The following is a 22,115-nucleotide window of genomic DNA, read 5'->3' as shown; positions in this document are numbered from 1 at the left end:
TATCATTTTAGAATGCTATTATCCTGACTGTTCTTATTTCCCCCCCAATATGCTTGGTTAATTAAGCAAGAATTGCAAATTCCCCACAAAATTTAACCGCTTGTCACTAAAAATAAAGCTGTTTGAAAATCCATTCAAACAGCTTATAGAATTTAGAGTGAATTAAAGAAAATCACCAAGATAATCACCGGAATCACAAAGCGAACATAGTTAAACCAAATAGTGGTAAACATTTTACCCGCACCTAATTCCTCCTTCGCCTCTTCTTTTAGAACAAAGCCAACGAAAATCGCGCTACCTAAGGCGGTTAAAATAAACAGAATATTGCCACTAATATAATCGAAGGCATCAAAAATGCTCTTGCCCATAACCTGCACATCTTGCAATATATTGTCACTTAATGCTGATGGAATATTACCCAACAGAAAAATAGTAGCCAAAGTAATAAAAATAGCTTTTTGACGGCTAATCTTTGCCTTCTCTTGCAATGCAGTGATAATAACTTCATAAATAGTTAACGAGGTTGTTAATGCCGCCACCACTAATAGACTAAAAAAGATAACCGCAAAAACTGTTCCCCCCCACATATTTGAGAACACAATCGGCAAACTTTGGAATACTAAAGTCGGACCTGAATTTGGAGCAACGCCAAAGCTAAATAATGACGGAAAAATCATAAAACCGGCAAGTACCGCAATTAAGGTGTTCATCACCCCAGTAATTGTTGCTGTTTTTACTAAATTCTCGCTCTTATCAAGGTAGCTTGAAAGGGTTATCAACACACCAAAACCAAGGCTTAATGCAAAAAATACTTGCCCCAGCACAAACACAAACAATTTTGGTGTGATTTTTGAAAAATCGGGCATCAGATAAAAGGCAATGCCTTCAGCAGCCCCCGGTAAGGTAATATTTCGAACCACCATCACAATCAGGAAAATAAACAGAATCGGCATCAAATATTTCACTGAACGCTCAATACCGTCCACAATGCCTTTTACCAAAATAAAATAATTCACCAATACAAAAAGTGCCGTATAAGCAATAATTGTCATTGGGCTATTAAAAATACTTTGTTGGAAGAATTGTTGGGTCGTGCCAACGGTAACAGGTTGAGACAGATCTAGTGTCCCCGTGAGTAAGCCACCGATATAATTTAATACCCAACCACCAAGTACCATATAGTAGGCAAGAATACCAAATGCTCCAAGCAAGCCCATATAGCCAAGAATTTTCCAACCTGAGGCAATTTTTTTACCATTAGCAAAACCGGCAAAAGCATCAATAGCATTCACTCTCATTCGGCGACCAATTACATTCTCCACTAATATCATAGGGATACCAATTACGATCATCGCAATACAAAATAAAAACACATAAGCACCGCCTCCGTGTTCCCCCACAAGATAAGGGAAACGCCAAGTTGCACCAAAACCGACTGTTGCACCAGCAACGGTCATAATATACGCCAATCGGTTAGACCAAGATTGGCGTTCTTGTTGTTGATTTGCCATTTAATACTCCATCGGCTAACAATACCGCTTCAACCAACAAGCGGTCAGATTTTTAGAAAATATTACAAATTAAATGAAGAGTGCGAATAACTCGCCAACTTTAACCCTTGAGCCCACCTTCTGCCCTATTGAACGCTGTACCTGAATTTGGGTAATATCGGCAGATTGATAAATCCTACGGGTAAAATCAGTATCGTGATTTGAAATTAATACGGGAACGCCTAATCCTTTCATTTCTAAAGCCAGTGTTGCCAAACGCCCTTGTTGCTCTAGGCTAAAACCACCGCCAGCATATTGCGTAAAATTCGTTTCTTGTGCTAAAGGAGCGTAAGGTGGGTCGCAGTAAATCACATAATCCGTTAATTGATTTTTTGCCAACTCAAAGACCTGTTCAAAATCCGCACACACAAAAGTTGCCTTTTGTGCTTTTTCAGCAAAAAAACGTAGTTCTTTTTCTGGAAAATAATGGGTTTTATAACGCCCAAAGGGAACATTGTACCCTTTTTTCTGGTTATAACGGCAAAGTCCGTTATAGCCAAATCGATTTAAATACAAAAAAATCACCGAGCGACGAAAAATATCTTTTGAGCGATTAAACTCCGCACGGCATGCTTTATAAAAGGCTTCTGTATTCGCTTGTGGGTGAAGAAACAGTTGCTTTGTTTGCGCAATATATTCCTCAACATCTGCTTTCACCACGTTGAAAAGATTAATCAAGTCAGGATTAATATCAGCAAGAATATAACGTTCAAAATCTGTATTCAGAAAGACCGAACCTGCACCAACAAAAGGCTCGACTAAACAAGCCTTTTTTGGCAAATGGGTTTGAATATCTGGAATTAAGCGATATTTACCGCCAGCCCATTTTAAAAAGGCTCGATGCTTAGGGTGATTCATTTCATTTTAAACATTAACGTTGGGTAAAACGCTCAATAGAGGCTAATACTTGAGATTCTGTGGCTTGCGATGAAACGTAAGCTTCACCAAGTGATTTCAATAAAATTAGGCGTAATTGACCTGCCAGTACTTTTTTATCTCGCCACATATAAGGTAGATATTCTGCCGGTTCCATTCCATCAGGTGAAATTGTTGGCAAATTGGCTCGGGCCAATAATTTTTCCAAGCGAGCAACCTCTTGAGGACTTAAATCCCCCAGAATACGAGATAATTCCGCAGCCTCTAGCATACCAACCGAAACAGCCTCTCCGTGTAACCATACACCATAGCCCATACGTGCTTCAATGGCGTGACCAAAGGTATGTCCTAAGTTTAGTAATGCACGATCTCCTTTTTCCGTTTCATCTCGAGCAACCACGTCAGCTTTTAGCTGGCAACAACGCTGAATACAATATTCCAGCTCATCTTGCTTGAGACTGACCAAATCATCAATATGCTTTTCAAGCCATTCAAAAAAAGTAACATCAAAGATTGCACCGTATTTGATGACTTCCGCCAAACCAGCACTGACTTCTCTTTTGGATAAGGTATGGAGCGTATTGGTATCAACAATCACAGAAACAGGCTGATAAAAAGCCCCAATCATATTTTTACCGAGTGGGTGGTTTACTGCCGTTTTCCCGCCTACTGAAGAATCAACTTGAGCCAGTAAAGTGGTCGGAATTTGTATAAAACGAATACCACGTTGGTAAGAGGCAGCTGCATAGCCTGCAACATCACCGATTACACCACCGCCTAAAGCAATTAAAGTGGTATCGCGATTATGATTTTTTTCTAATAATGCGGTAAAAATCAAATTTAATGATTCTAGCGTTTTATATTCTTCACCGTCGGGAATCAATACCGAATCAACGTGGCAACCCAGCTCCTTTAACGCATTTGTTACCACACTAAGATAATGTGTCGCCACCGTTGGATTTGAGACAATCATCACCTTATCTCCAGATTTTAATGGGCTATAACTAGCAGGCTGATTTAATAACCCTGCACCAATTATAATCGGGTAACGACGCTCTTTTAATTCCACATTGACTTGTAACATATCTTAGCTCCTTTCTTACCTGGCTACTGTAAATTATCAATCATATCAATAATTTGATTTGCCACTACTTTAGCGCTCTGCTCGTCCGTATGAATAGTAATATCTGCAATTTCTTCATACAATGGGTTACGGATTTTCGCTAACTCTTCCAACGTTTTACGGGGGTCTTCTGTTTGCAATAAAGGGCGTTTTTTATCTCGCTGAGTACGTTCAAACTGTTTATCCACTGTCGTTTCTAAATAAATAACGATACCACGAGCCGATAACACATTACGGTTATCTTTAGATAAAATCGAACCACCGCCAGTTGAAAGCACGATACCATAATTTTGCGTCAGTTCATTTAGAATACGTTCTTCACGCTTACGGAAACCCTCTTCACCTTCAACATCGAAGATCCAATCAATATCCGCACCTGCTCGTTCTTCGATCACACTGTCGGAATCCATAAATTCCATACCTAATGTTTGAGCAAGCTGACGACCAATCGTACTTTTACCTGCTCCCATCGGCCCAATCAAAAAAATATTACGTTTTTCAGCCATTATTTCTTCTTCATTTTAAAATTTACTAAACATTTGATCTGTGAAATTAAAAGAAAAAATGACCGCTTGTTCTACAAGCGGTCTGATTTCTTTAAAAAATTGCAATAAAACCCATTTATTGACTAAGGAATATACAAATATAACTCACAAATCGCCCAAAATAAAATTGGCACTTATTATCGCAAGAAATCCCCCTATTTTTCAACTTTTAAGAGCATTATCCTTGTAATAAATTATTAGAATAATTCACCGCTTTTTAGCACCCCTGGTGGAGGTAATCCTAAACGTAACGGCGCAGATTCTGTTTTTTGAGGCGCTTTTTCAGTATAAGCTCTCTCTACAATATAACGTTTTGTAGGCTCAGTACCCTTAATAAAATACTCTTTACGTCCATTTCCTAAGAAACCACTATTAGGGTCAATATTAACCTCAATAATATTTTTTGGAAGGGTACTTTTTTCGACAGGCTTATCTGACAATGCAACTTTCATATAATTTGTCCAAGCTGGTAAAGCAGTACTAGAACCTGAAGCACCTCTACCTAATACTCTTTTATTATCATCAAAGCCAACGTACACAACAGTAGAAATATTAGCACCAAATCCCGCATACCAAGTTGCCTTGGCATTATTGGTTGTACCAGTCTTCCCGCCCACATCCGCTCGTTTTATCGTATTGAGCATTTTATAGCTTGTTCCTCGCCAGCCATATTCAGGCTCACCAGTAATTGCTGTAGCTAAAGCACTACGCATTAAAAAAGCGAGTTCATCACTAATAACATGAGGAGCGTAACGTAACCCTTTGACATGATGAGAAGATTCTGCCATTAAGCTCGGCGCATTTTTCTCGCTATTGTTCGCTTGTAATTCAGGTTCTGAATCGCCAACATCTTCCACAACATCGTCGTCATCATTATTCGAGGAATTCGCTATAGTTTGTACACCGACTTGAGCTTCATCATGAATTTTGACTGATTCAAAATATTTAGGCTCAGGGTAAACAACTGGGCTATCGCAACTATTACAAGCTACTACAGGATTTGCTTGATATAACTCGTAGCCTTGGGCATCAATAATACGGTCAATGATATATGGTTCAATCAAATAACCTCCATTATTAAATACTGCATAAGCTCGAGCCATTTCTAATGGCGTAAAAGATGCAGCACCCAATGCAAGAGATTCTGTTGCAACATACTGATTTCGGTTAAAGCCAAAACGTTGTAAGTAGTCTGCAACATAATCAATCCCTGCCATTTGTAATATACGAATAGCCACCATATTTTTCGATTTACCTAATGCAACACGAGTTCTCAACGGGCCGCCATAAACCCCATCGGCATTTTTAGGTCGCCACTCTTTTTGCCCCTTCTTTTTAATGACAATAGGAGAATCGCTAATTGTTGTTGAAAGACTTAGCCCTTTATTCATTGCCGCTGTGTAAATAAACGGTTTAATCGCAGAGCCTACCTGAACTAATGACTGAGTCGCACGATTGAAACGGCTTTGTTCAAAGCTAAAGCCTCCAACGATAGATTCAATGGCACCGTTTTCACTATTAATTGACACTAGGGCTGAATTTACCTCCGGAATTTGTCCTAAAGCCCACTCCCTATTTTTATTTTGACGTACCCAAATTTGTTCACCTGCTTTTAACCCTTTAGGTGCAAAAGAAGCATTTGTACGTTTTAAAACAGAGATATCACCATTTGCCAATAAAATTGTATATTTTGATTTATCTGCTTGCATTACAACAGCTGGTGTAAACGGCTCTGATTTTGGCAGCTTACTTAAATGATCGATAATTTTCTCATCGTCCCAAGCAGAACTACCTGTCCATAATTTTTCAGCGCCTCGCCAACCATGACGGCGGTCATAATCAATCAAATTTTCACGTAACGCATCTTGTGCTGCTTTTTGGTCTGCTGAAAGTACCGTGGCGTACACTTTTAAGCCTTTGTTATAAGCAATATTTTCTCCATAGCGTTTCACAATTTCTTGACGAACCATTTCTGTCACATAATCCGCTCGAAATTCTAATGTCGCACCATAGTAGTTAGCTACTACTGGCTCTGCTTTAGCTTTCTCATATTCCTCTTTTGTAATATCTCCGGTTTCTAGCATTCTCCCAAGCACTACATTACGACGGTCTTCCGCCCGTTTTACTGAATAAAGTGGATTCATCGTTGAAGGCGCTTTTGGAAGCCCTGCAATAATTGCTATTTCAGAAAGGGTTAAATCTTTCAAAGCTTTATTAAAATAAGTTTTAGCCGCAGCGGCAACACCGTGAGAACGATACCCTAGGTAAATTTTGTTTAAATACAGCTCCAGAATCTCATTTTTACTGAGAACCTGTTCAATTTCTAAAGCTAAAATTGCCTCTTTGGCCTTACGCTCTAAACTACGTTCAGGTGTTAAGAAAAAGTTTTTCGCCAGCTGCTGGGTGATTGTACTTGCGCCTTGAGTATCTCCCTGGCTAGTGCGCCATATTGCACGCATAATACCTTTAGGATCGATCCCTTTATGCTCGTAAAAACGTGCATCTTCGGTAGCAAGAATCGCTTTTACTAACATCGGTGGAATATCATCAAGCTTGACCGGAATACGGCGTTCTTCTCCTACTTCACCAATTAATTTACCATCTAAGGTAAAAATCTGCATAGGCTGCTGTAACTCTACATTTTTCAGCGTTGCCACATCAGGCAAATCAGATTTGAAATGCATGTACAGTAAACCACCAATTACCCCACCTAAAACCAAGAGTGAAAGTAAAGCACTAAATATTATTTTTGCGATCCGCATCGAAAAAATCTCTTTTGGTTAATGACGAAACATAAATTTAAAGCCAATATTAGGTCACTAAGTATAAGCTAAAAACGCTTACTTCGCATAACTAATTGCAAAACTTTACTTACTATACTTACTATGAAATTACTTAAAGCACATTCAAAAACACCTTCAAACCGTATCATCTTAGGCTTAAGTGAAGATGAACAACGTTACTGCTTAGTCAAAAATAAAGCAGAAAAATTCACCGTTTTTTGGCAAGCCAAGCCTGCGAGCATCGAAGAGCTTATCGGTAATCTCACCCCACAAGAACAAGCAATGATGACGCTGGTTCGCCCGATCCCTTACCAATACATTTGGCGAAAAACCGTTTTTATGGCTAACACCCTCAATGAAGCTCAATTACACCGTAAGGTAATTCACATTTTAAAAAATGAGCAGCCACTTGCATTGGATCTACTCAATATTGACTATCAGCGATTTCCAAGCAGCAACGATAATCTGGATAAAGTGGTTATCTACGCCGTGCGAAAAAGTTATACCGAGAATTTGAGCCAATTTAACAGCATCTTAGATTGTGAGCTGCATTGCTATGCACGGGCTATAATTCATTTAACACAATCCCAAAATAATCAGCCTGCGCCCTGTTTTTCATTTAAACAGAAGTACTTCCAATTTACCGAGACGGAATTACTGATATTGCAAACAGAACCTGAGGATTGTATTCATCTATCTGATCTCAAAATTGACCATCTTGAAATCGAGTGTGAGCAAGAGAAACAGCTATATTGCCTCGCCTTAGGAGCAAGTTTATGGAATGGCAAGGTATTGATTTAAGTGCTAATCGAAAAAATAACTGGTTTGCCGGCAGTGATAAAGGCATCAAAAACGTGATTTATACACTTTTATTATCTGCCCTCATTAGCTTGGCTCTGATTTTTCTCTATTTGCAAAAAAATCAAGAAATTCAACCGCTTGCACAGCAATTAGAGCTGGTAAAAACCGATATATTAAATATTGAAAATAAAATTATCAGCTTGAATAGTAATCATACAAACACCTTGCCCTTTGCCGAGCCTAAAAAAATAGCACAACTACTGGCAATAATAGATAACTTACCGCTCAAAAATGGGGGAATTGAAACGATACAAATTTATCTTGAAACCGATCTCTATTTAAAAATAATCGGTAATTTAGATAATCAATCTGATTTTCAAAGTCTAGAATCTTATTTATATCAGCAAGATTTATTTGAAACCAAAACCGAGCAAATTAATGTTAATCATAAAAATGAAATCCAATTTATTTTCACACTGAAACATAAAGGTAATTAATATGTTTTCTATACATTCTAAAATTGAAGCTGCATATTCCAATCCAAACAGTTCATTATTTCAGTTTATTTGCTTTATCCGAAAATATCCTAAAGCATTACCATTTGGCATTATGATGATATTCATCATTCCACCTATGATTATGTTGATAAAATCCTATATTGAGGTTAATCATATTTTAAAAAATATAGAAAATGACAAGATTAACTTTAATCATCAACAAAACAAATATGACTCAATTATCAATAAAGCTAAAAATCAGAACAGCCAAGAGAATAATTTAACCGAAATAAACAGCAACATACAAATATTAGCTGAAAAACACCAACTAACCATTGAAAGTTTACAATGGAATTTAGAACAAGGTAAAAGTATTGAATTGAGTATTATCGGCAATAGCCGATCTTTATTTGATTTTATCCATTCAGTTAAGCAAATACCTTATTTGAAATACAATGCGATTAGCCTCATCAAATCTCGGCAAGACAGAAAAGTTGAAATGAATACTACCTTAGTCATATTAGCTAATAAGGAATAACAATGCGTAATTGGTTTTTATTTATTACTTTATTTATCAGTTTTTCTGTAAAAGCAAATGATCCTTTCTTTGGAGAAAAACAGGAAACTCAAGCCTCAGGCAACATCGCTGAAAGCAATGTGGAATTTGCAAAAAATACTGAAAACATCACCGCTTGTAAAGTACCTGATAACCTTTCTGCAAAAAATATAGTAACTGATTTTGACAAAATGACACTGATAGGATTAGTTAAAATCAATGAAGTAATGCGTGCATTATTTATTGATGAAAAACAACAATTACTTGCTCTAAAAGAAAATGACTTGCTTAACAATGAAATTGAAATAAAACATATTAATCTTAAATCCATTACTTATATTAACTGGAAATTAACTAAAGATTGTAATATCCCTTATGAAATTAACATCAAATTATAGAGGTTGATATGTGGCGAATTTTTATATATTTCTTATGCGGTTTTTCATTAGCCTATGCGAATACCATTTCCATAGTTTTAAAAAATGCTCCAACTTCGCTTATTTTTACTTATTTAGCGGAAGAAACCGGTAAAAATATGGTGCTTGATGATAATATTGAAACCAAATCAACACTACGATTAGAAAATAAATCGGTTGACGAGATTTTTAAAACGCTTGGCAAAGTCAATAAATTATCCTTAACGCAAGAAGATGATATTGTTTATATTCACAAAAAAGAGGAAAAAGCGGCTGACTTAACGCCTCTGCCAATAATGAATTTGCAAAATAATGGGCAAAATACACCGCTTGTCACCGCCCCTAAGTTAATCACAAAAACCTTGAAACTACATTATGCAAAGGCTTCAGAGGTGATTGAGTCGTTAACCAAAGGCAGCGGAACGTTTTTATCGGAAAACGGTTATATTCACTTTGATGAAAGAAGCAATAGCCTGATTGTGAAAGACAGTGCAAAATCGCTTAAAAATATCGAGAATTTAGTAAAACAGCTCGACCAACCCACCGAGCAAATTGCGATTGAGGCTAGAATTGTCACTATCAGTAGCGAGCATTTGCAAGAGCTTGGCGTTCGCTGGGGAATTTTTTCTCGTGGGGCTGGGCACTATAAATTTGGCGGACGGCTGGAAGGCAATGGACTCAACGATGTCACCAATAACTTAAATGTAAATTTTCCGATTACTGGTGGAGCATCTGCCGTATTACAGGTTGCGTCCATTAATAGCAGAGTGCTTGATTTAGAATTAAGTGCATTAGAACAAGAAAATAGTGTGGAAATTATTGCCAGCCCACGCCTGTTAACCACCAATAAAAAGCCGGCAAGTATCAAGCAAGGCACGGAAATTCCTTATGTGATGTACAACACCAAATCGGAAGCCACCGATGTCGAATTTAAAGAAGCGGTATTAGGGCTTGAAGTCGTTCCACACCTTTCAACCCAAAATCAAATTCTACTCGATCTGATCGTTACCCAAAATTCGCCAAATTCCCAATCCGGCAGTAGTGGCTTAATTACGATTGATAAACAAGAGCTAAATACGCAAGTATTTGCCAAACACGGCGAAACCATTGTACTTGGTGGTATTTTTCAACATTTAACCCAAAAAGGCGAAGATAAAGTGCCGATTTTAGGCTCAATTCCCTTCATCAAGCGGTTATTTAGTCAAACTCGAGATAAAATCAGCAAAAGAGAGCTAGTCATTTTTGTGACGCCTTATATCCTTCAATCTAATGAAAAGAGCAGCAACCACAAAAAATCAAAATAGCACATCATAAACGCAAGCAAAAATAGGGGAAGTGTGATAGAATCAGCCGTCATTTTTTGAGTTAAAGATTTAGAGGTTTTATGAAAATTTCCCCACGTCGCCGTGCAAGAGAATGTGCGGTGCAAGCCATTTATTCTTGGTATATTTCCCAAAACACGGTTGAAGAAGTGGAATTGGCGTTTGTGACCGATCAAGATATGAAAGGCGTTGATATGCCTTATTTCCGTAAACTTTTCCGTGGCGTTGTGGATAATGTAGAAGCCATTGATGAAGCATTACGCCCTTATTTAGATCGTAAAGAGTCAGATGTTGATCCTATTGAACGTTCTATTTTGCGTTTATCAACTTACGAATTAAAATTTGAACACGATGTGCCTTTCCGTGTAGTCATCAATGAAGGGATTGAAGTCGCTAAAGTGTTCGGCTCTGATGACAGCCACAAATACATTAACGGCATTTTAGATAAATTAGCCCCAGCATTAGGCAGAAAATAATAAGATTCCCCAATTTATACATAAATTGGGGATTTTGATTATAACGCTCAAGGAGATTTTTTATGGGTGAATTTGATATTATCGAACGCTATTTTAATGCTTCTCAACGCCCACCTCGCAAAGATGTTTTACTTTCTATCGGCGATGACTGTGCGCTCACATCACTCAAACCAAATCAGCAACTTGCGATCACAACCGATACCCTTGTTTGCGGCACTCATTTTCTACCGACTATTTCACCTGCCGATCTCGCTTATAAAAGTGTGGCGTCCAATTTAAGCGATCTTGCCGCAATGGGTGCAGAACCTGCATGGATCTCTTTAGCCTTAACCTTACCTGAAATTAATCACGATTGGCTAGCTGAATTTAGTGAACATTTCTTTGAGATTCTTGATCACTATAATGTTGATTTGATTGGAGGGGATACTACTTGTGGACCACTATCTTTGACAATCACAGCTCAAGGGATTGTGCCACAAGATAGAGGCTTATTCCGCCATAATGCTAAAGTAGGCGATTGGATCTATGTTTCCGGCACACTCGGTGACAGTGCAGGTGGTTTGCAACTTCTGCTAAATCAGCAAAGCGAGCAAGTGAATTGGAATAAAGAGCAAAGCTACCTGATTCAACGCCATTTACGCCCAACACCTCGAGTTTTACTTGGCTTGACTATCGCCTCTATTGCTAATGCAGCGATTGATATTTCAGATGGTCTATTGTCTGATTTAAGCCATATTTTAAAGCGCAGTGACTGTGGTGCAGTATTAAACCTTGAGAATTTCCCCTTGTCTGACGTCTTACTTAGTTGTTATTCTCGAACAGAGGCAGAATATTTTGCCTTAAACGGTGGCGAAGATTACGAACTCTGCTTTACCGTGCCAAATGACAACAAAGCCAAATTAGACAAAGCATTAGCCAATATCGGAGTAACTTATACATGTATTGGGCAAATTCGTTCGGCTAAAGAAGGTTTAACCCTATTACGTCATAATCAGCCTGTCACCTTGCCCTCACAACGAGGCTACGATCATTTTAAAAAATAACGCAATGAAACCAATTAATCTTAAAAATCCGATTCATTTTTTTGCCTTTGGCTTTGGTTCAGGCTTATTAAAGCCTGCTCCCGGCACTTGGGGTAGCCTCGCCGGGCTAATTGTAGCAATAGCCTTGTGGTCTATCACACAATCCGCCCTGTTTTTCGGCTTACTCACCCTAGTTTCTTTTATTGCCGGTTGTGTTATTTGCACCAAAGCCAGCCAAGATCTAGAAGTACACGATGACGGGCGAATTGTTTGGGACGAAATAGTTGCCATCTTTTTGATGTTCACCTGTTTGCCTGAATACAATCTTCTTGGCTACCTGCTCGCCTTTATCAGCTTTCGCATTTTTGATATTTTGAAGCCTTTTCCAATCCGCTATTTTGATGAAAAATTAGAAAGCGGTTTAGGCATTATGTTTGATGATATTCTCGCAGCCATTTTTGCCCTGATTTCACTTCATCTTTTATATTATTTCATTTAAAAATTTATGCTCACTATTTTATTTATTCATTTTGCCGGGCTTATCAGCCCCGGCCCCGATTTCTTCTATGTCGTCAGACAATCCGCCAGCCACTCAGTTAAAAGTGGGGTACTTGCCGCAACCGGAATCTCAATCGGCATTATTTTTTGGGCAGCCTTTGCGATTTTTGGTTTAGCGTGGCTCAGTAATAGTATTGGCTCGCTGTTTCAATATGCCATTATGATTATCGGTGGCTGTTACCTGGTTTATATTGGCTCTCAAATGGTACGGGTAACCGAAAATATCATTTTTGTTGAAAATAAAGCTCAACTCACGCCGCTAAACCCTTGGCAGGAAATTAAAAAAGGCTTATTAATCAATATCTTTAATGCCAAAGCTGGCGTTTACTTTACCAGCGTCATTTCAGCCTATGTAGATAATTTAAGCAATACCCTACAAATGTTCGAACTACTTCTACTCTTTGTGGTAAGTACCTTTATTTATTTCTGTGTGGTGGCACTACTCTTTTCTCGCCGACCGGTCAGACTGTTCTATGCCAAATATAGTCGCTATATTGACAATATCTCAGGCGTAATTTTCATCTTATTCGGCTCGATGCTGATTTATGAAGGATTCAGCCACTTTATCTAATCACAAGCGGTCTGATTTCACTAAAAATTTGCAAATTCCGCTATCAATAAATAGTGTTATTTTATACAGTTTCTGCTATGCTACTGCCAATTTTAACTCTGAGAGAACAAAATGATTGGACGATTACACGGCAAAATTATTGAAAAGCAACCGCCTGAAATTTTATTAGACGTGCAAGGGGTAGGCTATGAACTACTGCTCCCGATGACCAGTTTCTACAGCCTGCCACAAATTGGCGAAGAGGCGACTATTTTCACCCATTTAGTGGTGCGAGAAGATGCTCACTTGCTATTCGGCTTTGCCCAAAAACAAGATAGAACTCTATTCCGTGAATTAATTAAAACCAACGGTGTCGGGCCGAAGCTCGCGTTGGCAATTCTATCAGCAATGTCGGTGTCGCAATTTGCCACCGCGATTGAAAATGAAGAGCTGGCAAAATTAACCAAAATTCCGGGAATCGGTCGGAAAACCGCAGAACGCTTATTGGTGGAACTCAAAGGCAAATTTAAAAGAATGGCACAGAGTGATTTCTTTGTGGAAGTATCGCACGAGCAAATTGTGGCAAGTAATACGCCAGACCCGGCAAATGAAGCCCTTGATGCCTTAATAGCCCTAGGCTACAAACCTGCCGATGCGGAAAAAATGATTAAGAAAGTGAATAAATCCGGTGCAACGAGCGAACAGCTTATTCGTGAGGCGTTAAAAAATTCATTATGATATTGATAGTATAGGGCGAAAGATATTTCGCCCCTACAATCTCATTTTTAAAAATATATGTGTAGGGGCAAATCAATATTTGCCCTCATGAGTAATATAGGGTAATACCATTCCACTACAACAATAATCTAAATGTATGATTGAAGCAGATAGAATCATCAGTGCCTCGCCTAAGCGTGAGGAAGAAGTTATAGACCGAGCAATCCGCCCGAAACTGCTTGCCGACTATGTCGGGCAGCCTTCTGTGCGTGATCAAATGGAGATCTTCATCAAAGCCGCTAAATTGCGGGAAGAGGCATTAGATCACTTGCTCATTTTCGGCCCGCCCGGTTTGGGGAAAACTACCCTTGCCAACATTGTGGCAAACGAAATGGGGGTGAATATTCGCACAACTTCAGGGCCGGTGCTGGAAAAAGCAGGCGATTTGGCAGCAATGCTGACCAACCTTGAACCTTACGATGTGCTGTTTATTGATGAGATTCACCGCCTTTCTCCAGCGATTGAAGAAGTGCTTTATCCTGCAATGGAAGATTACCAGCTCGATATTATGATTGGGGAAGGACCTGCTGCTCGTTCCATCAAGCTCGATCTACCGCCTTTTACCCTTGTAGGGGCAACCACCCGTGCCGGCTCACTGACCTCACCGTTACGAGATCGTTTTGGGATTGTACAACGCTTAGAATTTTACTCAGTGGACGATCTTACTCTGATTGTCAAACGCAGCGCCGATTGCTTAAATCTCAATTTGTCGGCAGACGGTGCTTATGAAGTGGCTCGCCGCTCCCGTGGCACACCCCGTATTGCCAACCGCTTACTCCGCCGAGTTCGGGATTACGCCGATGTGCGTAATAATGGCATTATTACCTCCGACATTGCCAAACAAGCTCTGGCAATGCTCGATGTGGATTCGGAAGGCTTTGATTTTATGGACATTAAACTGTTGCAAGCGATTGTAGAACGCTTTGATGGCGGGCCGGTTGGATTAGACAATCTTGCGGCAGCTATCGGCGAAGAACGAGATACGATTGAAGATGTGCTAGAGCCTTATCTGATTCAGCAAGGCTTTCTACAACGCACACCAAGAGGCAGAATTGCTACCAGCAGAACCTATGCCCATTTAGGTATAACCCAAATAGATTAGTCATATTTCTAAAGGCATTGATACATAAATAAAAAGCGGATAGTTAGTACTATCCGCTTTCATTTGCAAAAAATCAATAAAATTTGACCGCTTATCCGCTAGGCTTTTTCAGTCTCAAAACGCTCAAAAGCTAATACTCTGCTTTCTAATTTTCTGAGAACGATTGTCATAATGCCGGTAATTACCAAGTAAATAACCCCTGCCATACCATAAATTGATAATGCGTCATACTCTGTACCATAAAGCTGGCGAGCATAGCCCATAATATCCATAATCGTAATGGTTGAAGCAAGCGATGTGCCTTTAAAAACTAGCACAATCTCATTACTATAAGAAGGTAAAGCACGTTTTAATGCGTAAGGCACTAAAATTTTCAGTGTATCTAAACGGCTCAAACCAAGGGCTGCGCAAGTTTCCCATTGCCCCTTCGGAATCGCTTTTACCGCACCGTGGAACAACAATGTCGAATAGGCAGCACTGTTTAACGCTAAAGCCAACATTGCACAGAACCAAGCGTCGGATAATAATACCCAAGCCGCACTTTCTGTAATCCATTCAAATTGCCCCGGGCCACTATAAATCAAGAAAAATTGAATTAATAAAGGCGTTCCGGTAAAAAGCGTAATAAATCCGTTTACCAACCACTTTAACGGACGATTTTCTAACGAGAGAATAAACGTAAGAATGATCGCTAAAATAAAGGCAATGATGAGCGCCACAAAAGTGAGCTGTAGGCTGGTGCCAATACCCTGTGAAATTTCAACTAAATAATCCCACCACATTAAGCAACTCCTCGCTCAAAACGGGTAAATCTACCTTCTAATACTTTAATCACTCGCTGGCTAATTAGAGTAATCGCTAAATAAATAAGTGCTGCTATCCCATACCAAGTAAAAGGTTGATGAGTATTAGCATTAATTAACTCCGATTGACGCATTAAATCATCTACCCCAATTAACGATACCAATGCTGTATCTTTTAACAGCACTAACCACTGATTGCTTAAGCCTGGTAAAGCGTGTCGCCAGACTTGAGGGAGAATAATGCGAACAAATACTTGCGCTCGGCTTAACCCTAACGCCGTACCAGATTCCCACTGCCCAACTGGAATAGCTTTAATTGCACCACGTAAAGATTGGGAAGCATAAGCAGCAAAAATAATACCCAGCGCAATAGCCCCACACCAGAAAGCATTTAACTCCGCAAACTCATCGGTGATCAAGAAAATAACTTGGATAAGACCAAAATAGATCAAAAATACCACTAAAATCTCCGGCAACCCACGCAATAATGTAATTATTATACTAGTTGGTTTACGGATACATGCAATCTTACTGGTTTCAAGTACCACAAAAAAGATTGACAATAACATTCCAATCAAGAGGCTTGCCAGCGCAATCCCTAAGGTCATCAGGGTTGCGTTGACAAGTAAGTTTAAAATATCGCTAGACATTATTTCCCAGCCATCCAAGTATTATAAATTTGCTCATATTTACCATTTGTTTTGATGGTAGCTAAAGCCGAATTTAATTTTTCAAGCAATGCAGTGTTAGATTTATTTACCGCAATACCATATCCATTACCAAAAAAGGCTTTATCGACTACTTTTTCACCCACGAAATCTAACTCTTTTTCGGTTTTTAGCCACTCTGCCAATACTGGTGTATCACCAAATACCATATCAACACGTCCATTTTTTAAATCTAACACTGCTGATTGTAGGCTAGCGTAAGGTTTTAAATTATATTGTTTGGCATTTTTGCTTAAGTATTGTTGAAAAGTTGTACCATTTTGCACGCCGACATTCTTAGCTGTTTCCGGTGTAAATTTCCCCTTCATTGCGACATAACTTACTGAGTTTTCTAAATAAGCATTGGTAAAGGCAACCTGTTTTTGACGCACTTCAGTAATATCCATGCCTGAAATAATTGCATCAAAATTTTTAAATTTTAATCCCGCAATTAAGCTATCGAATGATTGCGTTTTAAATTCGCAAGTTGCTTTTAGTTCTTCACATAATGCTTTTGCAATATCTACATCAAAGCCAATAACTTCACCTTTTTCATTTGTTGTTTCAAAAGGGGCGTAAGAAGGCTCCATCGCAAAAGTGATAGTTTCTTGTGCATTGGCAGAAAGCGTTGCAAATGCGATAGCAGAAGCTAATAATAATTTTTTCATTGTTGTGTCCTTTTCTGTTGTTATAGATTACTCTGAGTGAGATAAATATTGAGCAAATTGCTCTGTTTTCGGTGATTCAAAACAACTTGCATCACCTTGTTCAATAATTGTACCTTTTTCCATGTACACCACTTTGCTTGCCACCTTACGAGCAACGCCTACTTCGTGAGTCACAATCACCTGAGTAATGCCTGTAGATTGCAATTCTTTAATAATATCAACTACTTGTGCAGTAATTTCCGGGTCAAGTGCTGCGGTAGGTTCATCAAATAATAAGACCTGTGGCTGCATCATCAGTGCTCTGGCAATCGCCACCCGTTGTTGCTGACCACCTGAAAGATGCAGTGGGAAACGCTCGGCAAACTCGCTCAAACGCAAACGTGCCAAATGTCCTTTTGCTCTGGCAACCGCTTCTTCTTTGCTTAACCCAAGCACTTTCATCGGGGCTTCAATTAAGTTTTGCATTACGGTTAAATGCGGCCATAAATGATACTGCTGGAACACCATTCCCACCTCACGGCGTAACAAACTCACCGCTTTGCTGTCGGTTTTAGCAGTTAAATCAAATTGATGATTTGCAATCGCCAAAGTGCCTGATTGCGGTACTTCCATTAAGTTTAAGGTTCGAATTAGGGTACTTTTACCTGCCCCACTCGGGCCAAGCAATACAACAGTATCCCCTTTTTCAATCTCTAAGTTAATGTCAAATAAGGCTTGGTTTGAGCCATAAAAAAAATTGACATTTTGAATACGAATTGCCATTCGTTAAAATCCTACTACATTTAAAATAATGAATGAATACTAATTATTTTTGCATAACTATGCAATATTTTTTTTCTTTTAGAACAAAATTTTTGTAATAAAATAGCACTTACATCGTCTAACATCGTTAAATGGCGTAATTTATTCGGAATATGAATACTGATTACGCTATAATTTTCGCCGAGACAATTAAAAATAGGATTTCAATATGATTAGATACTTTTTTTCACTCGTCTTGAGTTTATTGATGATAAACTCATCTCACGCAAATCTTTTCTCTCAGCCCAAATTCCTAAAATCGGAAGAAGCCTTTGTTTTTTCAATCCAAAATGAAAATGAAACATTACAGTTAAATTGGGATATTGCAGACAATTATTATCTTTATAAAAAAGAAATCCGTGTCACGCCACAGAATATTGAGATAGGCGACATCACTTTTCCCGCTGCCGAGCAATATAACGATGAATTTTTCGGGCAGGTGGAAATCTATCGCAACCACTTAGGGCTAAAGGTACCGTTTAAAGAAATTAAAGACAACGCCTCAATCGCAGTGGAATATCAAGGGTGTACCAAAGGCTTTTGCTATCCACCGGAACGGGTTGAGCTTAAATTAGACAGTATTCTCTCTGCTACACCTGAAGAACTGGCGCAACTGGAAGCACAAGCGGTCGAAAAGAGCGAAAATTTTGCAAAAACCGACAATATGGCGCCCCCTGAAAATGTGGCAAAAGCAGAGCAAGATCAACTGGCTGAAAATTTAGCTAACAATCGTTTTTCCATTTTTTGGTTTTTTGTATTAGGCGTTGGATTAGCATTCACTCCTTGCGTACTGCCGATGCTACCACTTCTCTCTGCGATTGTAATTGGAAATAAGCAACGCCCTTCTACCGCTAAAGCATTGCTGTTAAGTATTGCCTATGTGCAAGGAATGGCAGTTACTTACACCTTACTTGGCTTAATTGTAGCGGCTATCGGCTTGCCTTTCCAAATCGCCTTACAAAGCCCACCGGTGTTGATTGGTTTATCTATCGTCTTTATTCTGCTTGCCTGCTCAATGTTTGGCTTATACGAAATCCAGCTACCAAATAGCTGGCAACAAAAACTCAATGCAATGAGCCAAAAACAGCAAGGTGGTGCGTTGGGTAGCGTGTTTTTAATGGGGATGATCGCAGGCTTAATTGCTTCCCCTTGTACTTCTGCCCCACTTTCCGGTGCGTTGCTTTATGTGGCACAAAGTGGCGATTTAGTCACCGGTGGCTTAGCCCTCTATCTACTCGCACTGGGAATGGGCTTACCGCTGATTTTGATTACCTTATTCGGCAACAAAATTCTGCCAAAATCCGGCGAATGGCTGTTAAAAGTGAAAGCTGCATTCGGTTTTGTTATGCTTGCCTTACCGGTGTTCTTATTAAGCCGTGTGCTGCCAAGCCACTATGAACCGTTTTTATGGTCGGCCCTTGCGGTTGCATTTTTGATCTGGTTGGTGGATGCGATTCCATCTAATTCAATCACGAAAAAGATCATCAAAGTCTTATTATTGCTCGCTTTAGCCATTGCCGCTAAACCTTGGGCAGATTTAGCTTGGAACGGCTCAACCACTCAACAGCAAACTACACCGCACTTAGCGTTAGAAAAAATTCAATCACTTGCCGATTTAGAGACAAAATTGACCGCTTCCAAAGGTAAAAAAGTGATGCTCGATCTCTATGCCGACTGGTGTGTCGCCTGCAAAGAGTTTGAAAAATACACCTTTAGTGACCAAAATGTTCAGAACAAACTGAATGAAATGGTAGTGTTGCAAATCGATATGACGAAAAACTCGGCTGAAAATATCGAGCTGATGAAACACTTTAATGTATTAGGTTTGCCAACGATTCTGTTTTTTGATGAAAACGGCAATGAAATGAGCCAATCTCGTGTTACTGGCTTTTTGGATGCCGAGCAATTTTTAGCTTGGCTGAATAAGTTATAAAGAAAAGAAATGAATCAAGAAAATCATAAAATTGAAGACATTATTCGCATTTTTAATCAATGCTTTGCTAATGAATATAACACTCGCCTAGAGCGGGGGGGTAATTATCCGATTTACTTGCCCGAATTTATGGACGAAGATGGTGTGCCGAGCGAACGCCCTTACAATGTGATTTTATTTGCTCACGGCTATTACAGCAGTGCCTTGCACGAAATTGCCCATTGGCTCGTTGCTGGAGAAGCTCGGCGTAAACTTGAAGATTTTGGCTATTGGTACGAGCCGGACGGACGCTCTGCCGAACGCCAACGTGAATTTGAAAGTGCGGAAATCAAACCGCAAGCGATTGAATGGGTGTTAGCAACTGCTGCCGGTTTTCGTTATTTTGCTAGTGCCGACAATCTCTCGGGCAATCCCGGCGATAATTCAGCCTTTAAACAAGCAGTGTACGACCAAGTCAAGCTCTATGCAGAACGTGGCTACCTTCCCAAACGAGCTGAAACCTTGCGTAAAGCCCTCTGTGCTTTTTACGGTACACCTGATGTGATTGATTTAGCTCAATTTGATATTGAACGAATTTAGTTGCAAAATTTTTAACAAAACAGACCGCTTGTTGCATATACAAGCGGTCTCATTTTTGAAAAATATTGCATTTGTACTAAACGATACCCTACTTATCTATTTCTATTGCCTTGATTACTTCCTATCCAAAACCCTTTGTTTCAGAGTACAACTGTTTCTTTTTTTCATATTTTCTATTATATTAGCGTACAACTGTTCACTGAAATAGAAAGTAAAAATAAGATTATGAGCACTTTAGATTTTCACTTTATCCACCGTTTCCACCAGCAAGTTCAGGCTCTTAGCCACCACCCAGCTTTACGTTTTATGCAAGATGAAAAATGGTCAGAAATAAGTTGGTTAGAATTACAAAAACAGGTCAATAATCTTTCTTATGCCTTGCTGGCAAACGGTCTTGCCGTTCAAGAGAAAATCGCTATTTTTGCACAAAATATGCCTCGTTGGACAATTACCGATATTGCTGCAATGCAAATTCGTGCGGTAGCAGTGCCGATTTATGCAACCAGTACCACCAAACAACTTGAATATATCCTGAATGACGGGGATATAAAAATCCTCTTTGTTGGCGATCAGGAACAATATGATCAAGCCATAGAAATAGCGAACAACTGTTCGCTATTAATAAAAATTGTCGCGATGAAAGACTCAATAGATCTGCGTGATTTCCCTATCGCTCAACATTGGCAAGATTTCATTAAGGTTAATCAAGATGAAGCTGAATTAACCAAACGTTTAAATGATAAATGCTTAGAGGATTTATTCACTTTAATTTATACCTCGGGAACAACCGGTGAGCCTAAAGGTGTTATGTTAGATTATGCTAATTTAGCTCATCAACTTCAGGCACATAATAAAGCACTCCCTCATATTGACGAAAATGATATATCCCTTTCATTTTTACCTTTATCGCATATCTTTGAACGTGCTTGGGTCACTTATGTGCTATACAGAGGGGCAGTAAATTGCTATCTGGAAGATCCTCAACAGGTACGTCAAGCACTCTCAACGGTACGACCTACATTAATGTGTGCCGTACCAAGGTTCTATGAAAAAATCTATACTGCGGTGTGGGATAAAGTCCAACAAGCACCGATACATCGCCGAGCGTTATTTAAATGGGCAATCCGTACCGCCGAAGACAATCTGTTTGGTAAAAAATCAGCCTTTTTCCACCGCTTGCAGTACATTATGGCAGATAAATTGGTGCTAGGAAAATTACGAGCCTTACTAGGCGGTCGTATTCGTATGATGCCGTGTGGAGGAGCTAAATTAGATCCGTCTATCGGGCTATTTTTCCAAAGTATAGGCATCAATGTAAAACTTGGATACGGAATGACCGAAACTACTGCCACTATTTCATGCTGGCAGGAAAAAGGCTTTAATATCAACTCAACCGGTACCTTAATGCCTGATGTTGAGGTCAAAATTAGTGAAGAAAATGAAATTTTAGTGCGTGGAGGCTTGGTTATGAAAGGTTACTACAAAAAACCGGAAGCCACTGCTCAAGCCTTTACTGCTGAAGGTTTTCTAAAAACGGGAGATGCCGGTGAACTGGATTCGGAAGGCAATCTTTATATGTAGAAGATCAGACTTGATCTGACAATTCACTCTAAAAAGTGAGAGTTTCCCGTTTAGAATATGAGTGTCAAAAATCAATCTAAACAAAAAGG

22 protein-coding genes and 1 pseudogene are annotated in these 22,115 nt (G+C 39.2%); 14 read left to right on the top strand and 9 right to left on the bottom strand.

The window, feature by feature from the left end; all coding sequences use genetic code 11:
• Positions 1 to 152 precede the first annotated feature (152 nt).
• The 5 genes from EDC41_RS09475 to EDC41_RS09450 all read right to left on the bottom strand — a co-directional run bounded on the left by EDC41_RS09475 (position 153) and on the right by EDC41_RS09450 (position 6,856).
• On the bottom strand, positions 153 to 1,511 hold the full coding sequence (locus tag EDC41_RS09475; protein ID WP_006252208.1) for a sodium-dependent transporter: 1,359 nt from the start codon (positions 1,509 to 1,511) through the stop codon (positions 153 to 155).
• 69 nt (positions 1,512 to 1,580) lie between these two features.
• Complete coding sequence (locus EDC41_RS09470) at positions 1,581 to 2,408, bottom strand: Dam family site-specific DNA-(adenine-N6)-methyltransferase (protein WP_006252207.1); 828 nt, start codon at positions 2,406 to 2,408, stop codon at positions 1,581 to 1,583.
• Between the two features lie 13 nt (positions 2,409 to 2,421).
• Positions 2,422 to 3,510, bottom strand: coding sequence for a 3-dehydroquinate synthase (gene aroB / locus EDC41_RS09465; protein WP_006247929.1), 1,089 nt, complete (start codon positions 3,508 to 3,510; stop codon positions 2,422 to 2,424).
• Between the two features lie 23 nt (positions 3,511 to 3,533).
• Positions 3,534 to 4,055 (bottom strand): shikimate kinase AroK, encoded by a 522-nt coding sequence (aroK, locus tag EDC41_RS09460; protein WP_006247930.1) that lies wholly within the window; start codon positions 4,053 to 4,055, stop codon positions 3,534 to 3,536.
• A 236-nt stretch (positions 4,056 to 4,291) separates the two neighbouring features.
• Positions 4,292 to 6,856: a penicillin-binding protein 1A gene (locus tag EDC41_RS09450; protein ID WP_020824178.1), complete on the bottom strand. Its 2,565-nt coding sequence runs from the start codon at positions 6,854 to 6,856 to the stop codon at positions 4,292 to 4,294.
• A 123-nt stretch (positions 6,857 to 6,979) separates the two neighbouring features.
• Here EDC41_RS09450 and EDC41_RS09445 point away from each other — a divergent pair, with 123 nt between their 5' ends.
• The 11 genes from EDC41_RS09445 to ruvB all read left to right on the top strand — a co-directional run bounded on the left by EDC41_RS09445 (position 6,980) and on the right by ruvB (position 14,954).
• A complete protein-coding gene (locus tag EDC41_RS09445) occupies positions 6,980 to 7,678 on the top strand; it encodes a hypothetical protein (RefSeq protein WP_006247933.1) in 699 nt (232 codons plus the stop codon).
• Entirely contained in the window at positions 7,654 to 8,175 is a 522-nt protein-coding gene (locus EDC41_RS09440) for a hypothetical protein (protein ID WP_006247934.1), read from the top strand. The genes EDC41_RS09445 and EDC41_RS09440 overlap by 25 nt, the downstream gene beginning before the upstream one ends.
• 1 nt (position 8,176) lies before the next feature.
• Positions 8,177 to 8,713 (top strand): hypothetical protein, encoded by a 537-nt coding sequence (locus tag EDC41_RS09435; RefSeq protein ID WP_006247935.1) that lies wholly within the window; start codon positions 8,177 to 8,179, stop codon positions 8,711 to 8,713.
• Between the two features lie 2 nt (positions 8,714 to 8,715).
• Positions 8,716 to 9,129 (top strand): hypothetical protein, encoded by a 414-nt coding sequence (locus tag EDC41_RS09430; protein WP_006247936.1) that lies wholly within the window; start codon positions 8,716 to 8,718, stop codon positions 9,127 to 9,129.
• An 8-nt stretch (positions 9,130 to 9,137) separates the two neighbouring features.
• Positions 9,138 to 10,451 (top strand): type IV pilus secretin PilQ, encoded by a 1,314-nt coding sequence (gene pilQ, locus EDC41_RS09425; protein WP_006252205.1) that lies wholly within the window; start codon positions 9,138 to 9,140, stop codon positions 10,449 to 10,451.
• An 80-nt stretch (positions 10,452 to 10,531) separates the two neighbouring features.
• Positions 10,532 to 10,945 carry a transcription antitermination factor NusB gene (gene nusB, locus EDC41_RS09420; protein WP_006247938.1) on the top strand — a complete coding sequence of 138 codons (414 nt, stop codon included), beginning with the start codon at positions 10,532 to 10,534 and terminating at the stop codon, positions 10,943 to 10,945.
• Positions 10,946 to 11,007: 62 nt separating this feature from the next.
• On the top strand, positions 11,008 to 11,988 hold the full coding sequence (thiL, locus tag EDC41_RS09415) for a thiamine-phosphate kinase (RefSeq protein ID WP_006247939.1): 981 nt from the start codon (positions 11,008 to 11,010) through the stop codon (positions 11,986 to 11,988).
• 4 nt (positions 11,989 to 11,992) lie between these two features.
• Positions 11,993 to 12,466: a phosphatidylglycerophosphatase A family protein gene (locus tag EDC41_RS09410; protein ID WP_006247940.1), complete on the top strand. Its 474-nt coding sequence runs from the start codon at positions 11,993 to 11,995 to the stop codon at positions 12,464 to 12,466.
• Positions 12,467 to 12,472: 6 nt separating this feature from the next.
• Positions 12,473 to 13,096 (top strand): LysE family transporter, encoded by a 624-nt coding sequence (locus tag EDC41_RS09405; protein ID WP_006247941.1) that lies wholly within the window; start codon positions 12,473 to 12,475, stop codon positions 13,094 to 13,096.
• A gap of 111 nt (positions 13,097 to 13,207) precedes the next feature.
• Positions 13,208 to 13,813: a Holliday junction branch migration protein RuvA gene (gene ruvA, locus EDC41_RS09400; RefSeq protein WP_006252204.1), complete on the top strand. Its 606-nt coding sequence runs from the start codon at positions 13,208 to 13,210 to the stop codon at positions 13,811 to 13,813.
• A gap of 136 nt (positions 13,814 to 13,949) precedes the next feature.
• Positions 13,950 to 14,954, top strand: a complete 1,005-nt coding sequence (ruvB, locus tag EDC41_RS09395) for a Holliday junction branch migration DNA helicase RuvB (protein WP_006252203.1) — start codon at positions 13,950 to 13,952, stop codon at positions 14,952 to 14,954.
• 98 nt (positions 14,955 to 15,052) lie between these two features.
• Here ruvB and artM read toward each other — a convergent pair whose 3' ends face one another.
• From artM to artP, 4 genes are read right to left on the bottom strand one after another with little or no spacing between them, the layout of a single operon-like run.
• Positions 15,053 to 15,736 (bottom strand): arginine ABC transporter permease ArtM, encoded by a 684-nt coding sequence (artM, locus tag EDC41_RS09390; RefSeq protein WP_006247945.1) that lies wholly within the window; start codon positions 15,734 to 15,736, stop codon positions 15,053 to 15,055.
• Positions 15,736 to 16,407 (bottom strand): arginine ABC transporter permease ArtQ, encoded by a 672-nt coding sequence (artQ, locus tag EDC41_RS09385; RefSeq protein ID WP_006247946.1) that lies wholly within the window; start codon positions 16,405 to 16,407, stop codon positions 15,736 to 15,738. The genes artM and artQ overlap by 1 nt, the downstream gene beginning before the upstream one ends.
• Positions 16,407 to 17,132, bottom strand: a complete 726-nt coding sequence (locus EDC41_RS09380) for a transporter substrate-binding domain-containing protein (protein ID WP_006252202.1) — start codon at positions 17,130 to 17,132, stop codon at positions 16,407 to 16,409. The genes artQ and EDC41_RS09380 overlap by 1 nt, the downstream gene beginning before the upstream one ends.
• A gap of 27 nt (positions 17,133 to 17,159) precedes the next feature.
• Positions 17,160 to 17,894: an arginine ABC transporter ATP-binding protein ArtP gene (gene artP / locus EDC41_RS09375; protein ID WP_006247948.1), complete on the bottom strand. Its 735-nt coding sequence runs from the start codon at positions 17,892 to 17,894 to the stop codon at positions 17,160 to 17,162.
• A 208-nt stretch (positions 17,895 to 18,102) separates the two neighbouring features.
• Here artP and EDC41_RS09370 point away from each other — a divergent pair, with 208 nt between their 5' ends.
• From EDC41_RS09370 to EDC41_RS09360, 3 genes and pseudogenes are all read left to right on the top strand, one after another.
• Positions 18,103 to 19,866 carry a protein-disulfide reductase DsbD gene (locus EDC41_RS09370; RefSeq protein ID WP_020824179.1) on the top strand — a complete coding sequence of 588 codons (1,764 nt, stop codon included), beginning with the start codon at positions 18,103 to 18,105 and terminating at the stop codon, positions 19,864 to 19,866.
• 9 nt (positions 19,867 to 19,875) lie between these two features.
• Positions 19,876 to 20,445 (top strand): elongation factor P hydroxylase, encoded by a 570-nt coding sequence (locus EDC41_RS09365; protein WP_006252200.1) that lies wholly within the window; start codon positions 19,876 to 19,878, stop codon positions 20,443 to 20,445.
• Positions 20,446 to 20,670: 225 nt separating this feature from the next.
• A pseudogene (locus EDC41_RS09360) lies at positions 20,671 to 22,023 on the top strand (AMP-dependent synthetase/ligase); the annotation flags it as partial.
• Positions 22,024 to 22,115 lie beyond the last annotated feature (92 nt).

The sequence above is a fragment of the Mannheimia haemolytica genome (assembly GCF_004342115.1).
Classification (GTDB): Bacteria; Pseudomonadota; Gammaproteobacteria; order Enterobacterales; family Pasteurellaceae; genus Mannheimia; species Mannheimia haemolytica.
The sequence above is the reverse complement of the archived record's forward strand: the minus strand, read 5'-3'. Positions and strand labels throughout refer to the sequence as shown.

Bases quoted from the DNA above. Each gene is read 5' to 3' on its own strand.
- EDC41_RS09475 (WP_006252208.1), bottom strand. From the start codon at position 1,511: ATGGCAAATCAACAACAAGAACGCCAATCTTGGTCTAACCGATTGGCG.
- EDC41_RS09470 (WP_006252207.1), bottom strand. From the start codon at position 2,408: ATGAATCACCCTAAGCATCGAGCCTTTTTAAAATGGGCTGGCGGTAAA.
- aroB (WP_006247929.1), bottom strand. From the start codon at position 3,510: ATGTTACAAGTCAATGTGGAATTAAAAGAGCGTCGTTACCCGATTATA.
- aroK (WP_006247930.1), bottom strand. From the start codon at position 4,055: ATGGCTGAAAAACGTAATATTTTTTTGATTGGGCCGATGGGAGCAGGT.
- EDC41_RS09450 (WP_020824178.1), bottom strand. From the start codon at position 6,856: ATGCGGATCGCAAAAATAATATTTAGTGCTTTACTTTCACTCTTGGTT.
- EDC41_RS09445 (WP_006247933.1), top strand. From the start codon at position 6,980: ATGAAATTACTTAAAGCACATTCAAAAACACCTTCAAACCGTATCATC.
- EDC41_RS09440 (WP_006247934.1), top strand. From the start codon at position 7,654: ATGGAATGGCAAGGTATTGATTTAAGTGCTAATCGAAAAAATAACTGG.
- EDC41_RS09435 (WP_006247935.1), top strand. From the start codon at position 8,177: ATGTTTTCTATACATTCTAAAATTGAAGCTGCATATTCCAATCCAAAC.
- EDC41_RS09430 (WP_006247936.1), top strand. From the start codon at position 8,716: ATGCGTAATTGGTTTTTATTTATTACTTTATTTATCAGTTTTTCTGTA.
- pilQ (WP_006252205.1), top strand. From the start codon at position 9,138: ATGTGGCGAATTTTTATATATTTCTTATGCGGTTTTTCATTAGCCTAT.
- nusB (WP_006247938.1), top strand. From the start codon at position 10,532: ATGAAAATTTCCCCACGTCGCCGTGCAAGAGAATGTGCGGTGCAAGCC.
- thiL (WP_006247939.1), top strand. From the start codon at position 11,008: ATGGGTGAATTTGATATTATCGAACGCTATTTTAATGCTTCTCAACGC.
- EDC41_RS09410 (WP_006247940.1), top strand. From the start codon at position 11,993: ATGAAACCAATTAATCTTAAAAATCCGATTCATTTTTTTGCCTTTGGC.
- EDC41_RS09405 (WP_006247941.1), top strand. From the start codon at position 12,473: ATGCTCACTATTTTATTTATTCATTTTGCCGGGCTTATCAGCCCCGGC.
- ruvA (WP_006252204.1), top strand. From the start codon at position 13,208: ATGATTGGACGATTACACGGCAAAATTATTGAAAAGCAACCGCCTGAA.
- ruvB (WP_006252203.1), top strand. From the start codon at position 13,950: ATGATTGAAGCAGATAGAATCATCAGTGCCTCGCCTAAGCGTGAGGAA.
- artM (WP_006247945.1), bottom strand. From the start codon at position 15,736: ATGTGGTGGGATTATTTAGTTGAAATTTCACAGGGTATTGGCACCAGC.
- artQ (WP_006247946.1), bottom strand. From the start codon at position 16,407: ATGTCTAGCGATATTTTAAACTTACTTGTCAACGCAACCCTGATGACC.
- EDC41_RS09380 (WP_006252202.1), bottom strand. From the start codon at position 17,132: ATGAAAAAATTATTATTAGCTTCTGCTATCGCATTTGCAACGCTTTCT.
- artP (WP_006247948.1), bottom strand. From the start codon at position 17,894: ATGGCAATTCGTATTCAAAATGTCAATTTTTTTTATGGCTCAAACCAA.
- EDC41_RS09370 (WP_020824179.1), top strand. From the start codon at position 18,103: ATGATTAGATACTTTTTTTCACTCGTCTTGAGTTTATTGATGATAAAC.
- EDC41_RS09365 (WP_006252200.1), top strand. From the start codon at position 19,876: ATGAATCAAGAAAATCATAAAATTGAAGACATTATTCGCATTTTTAAT.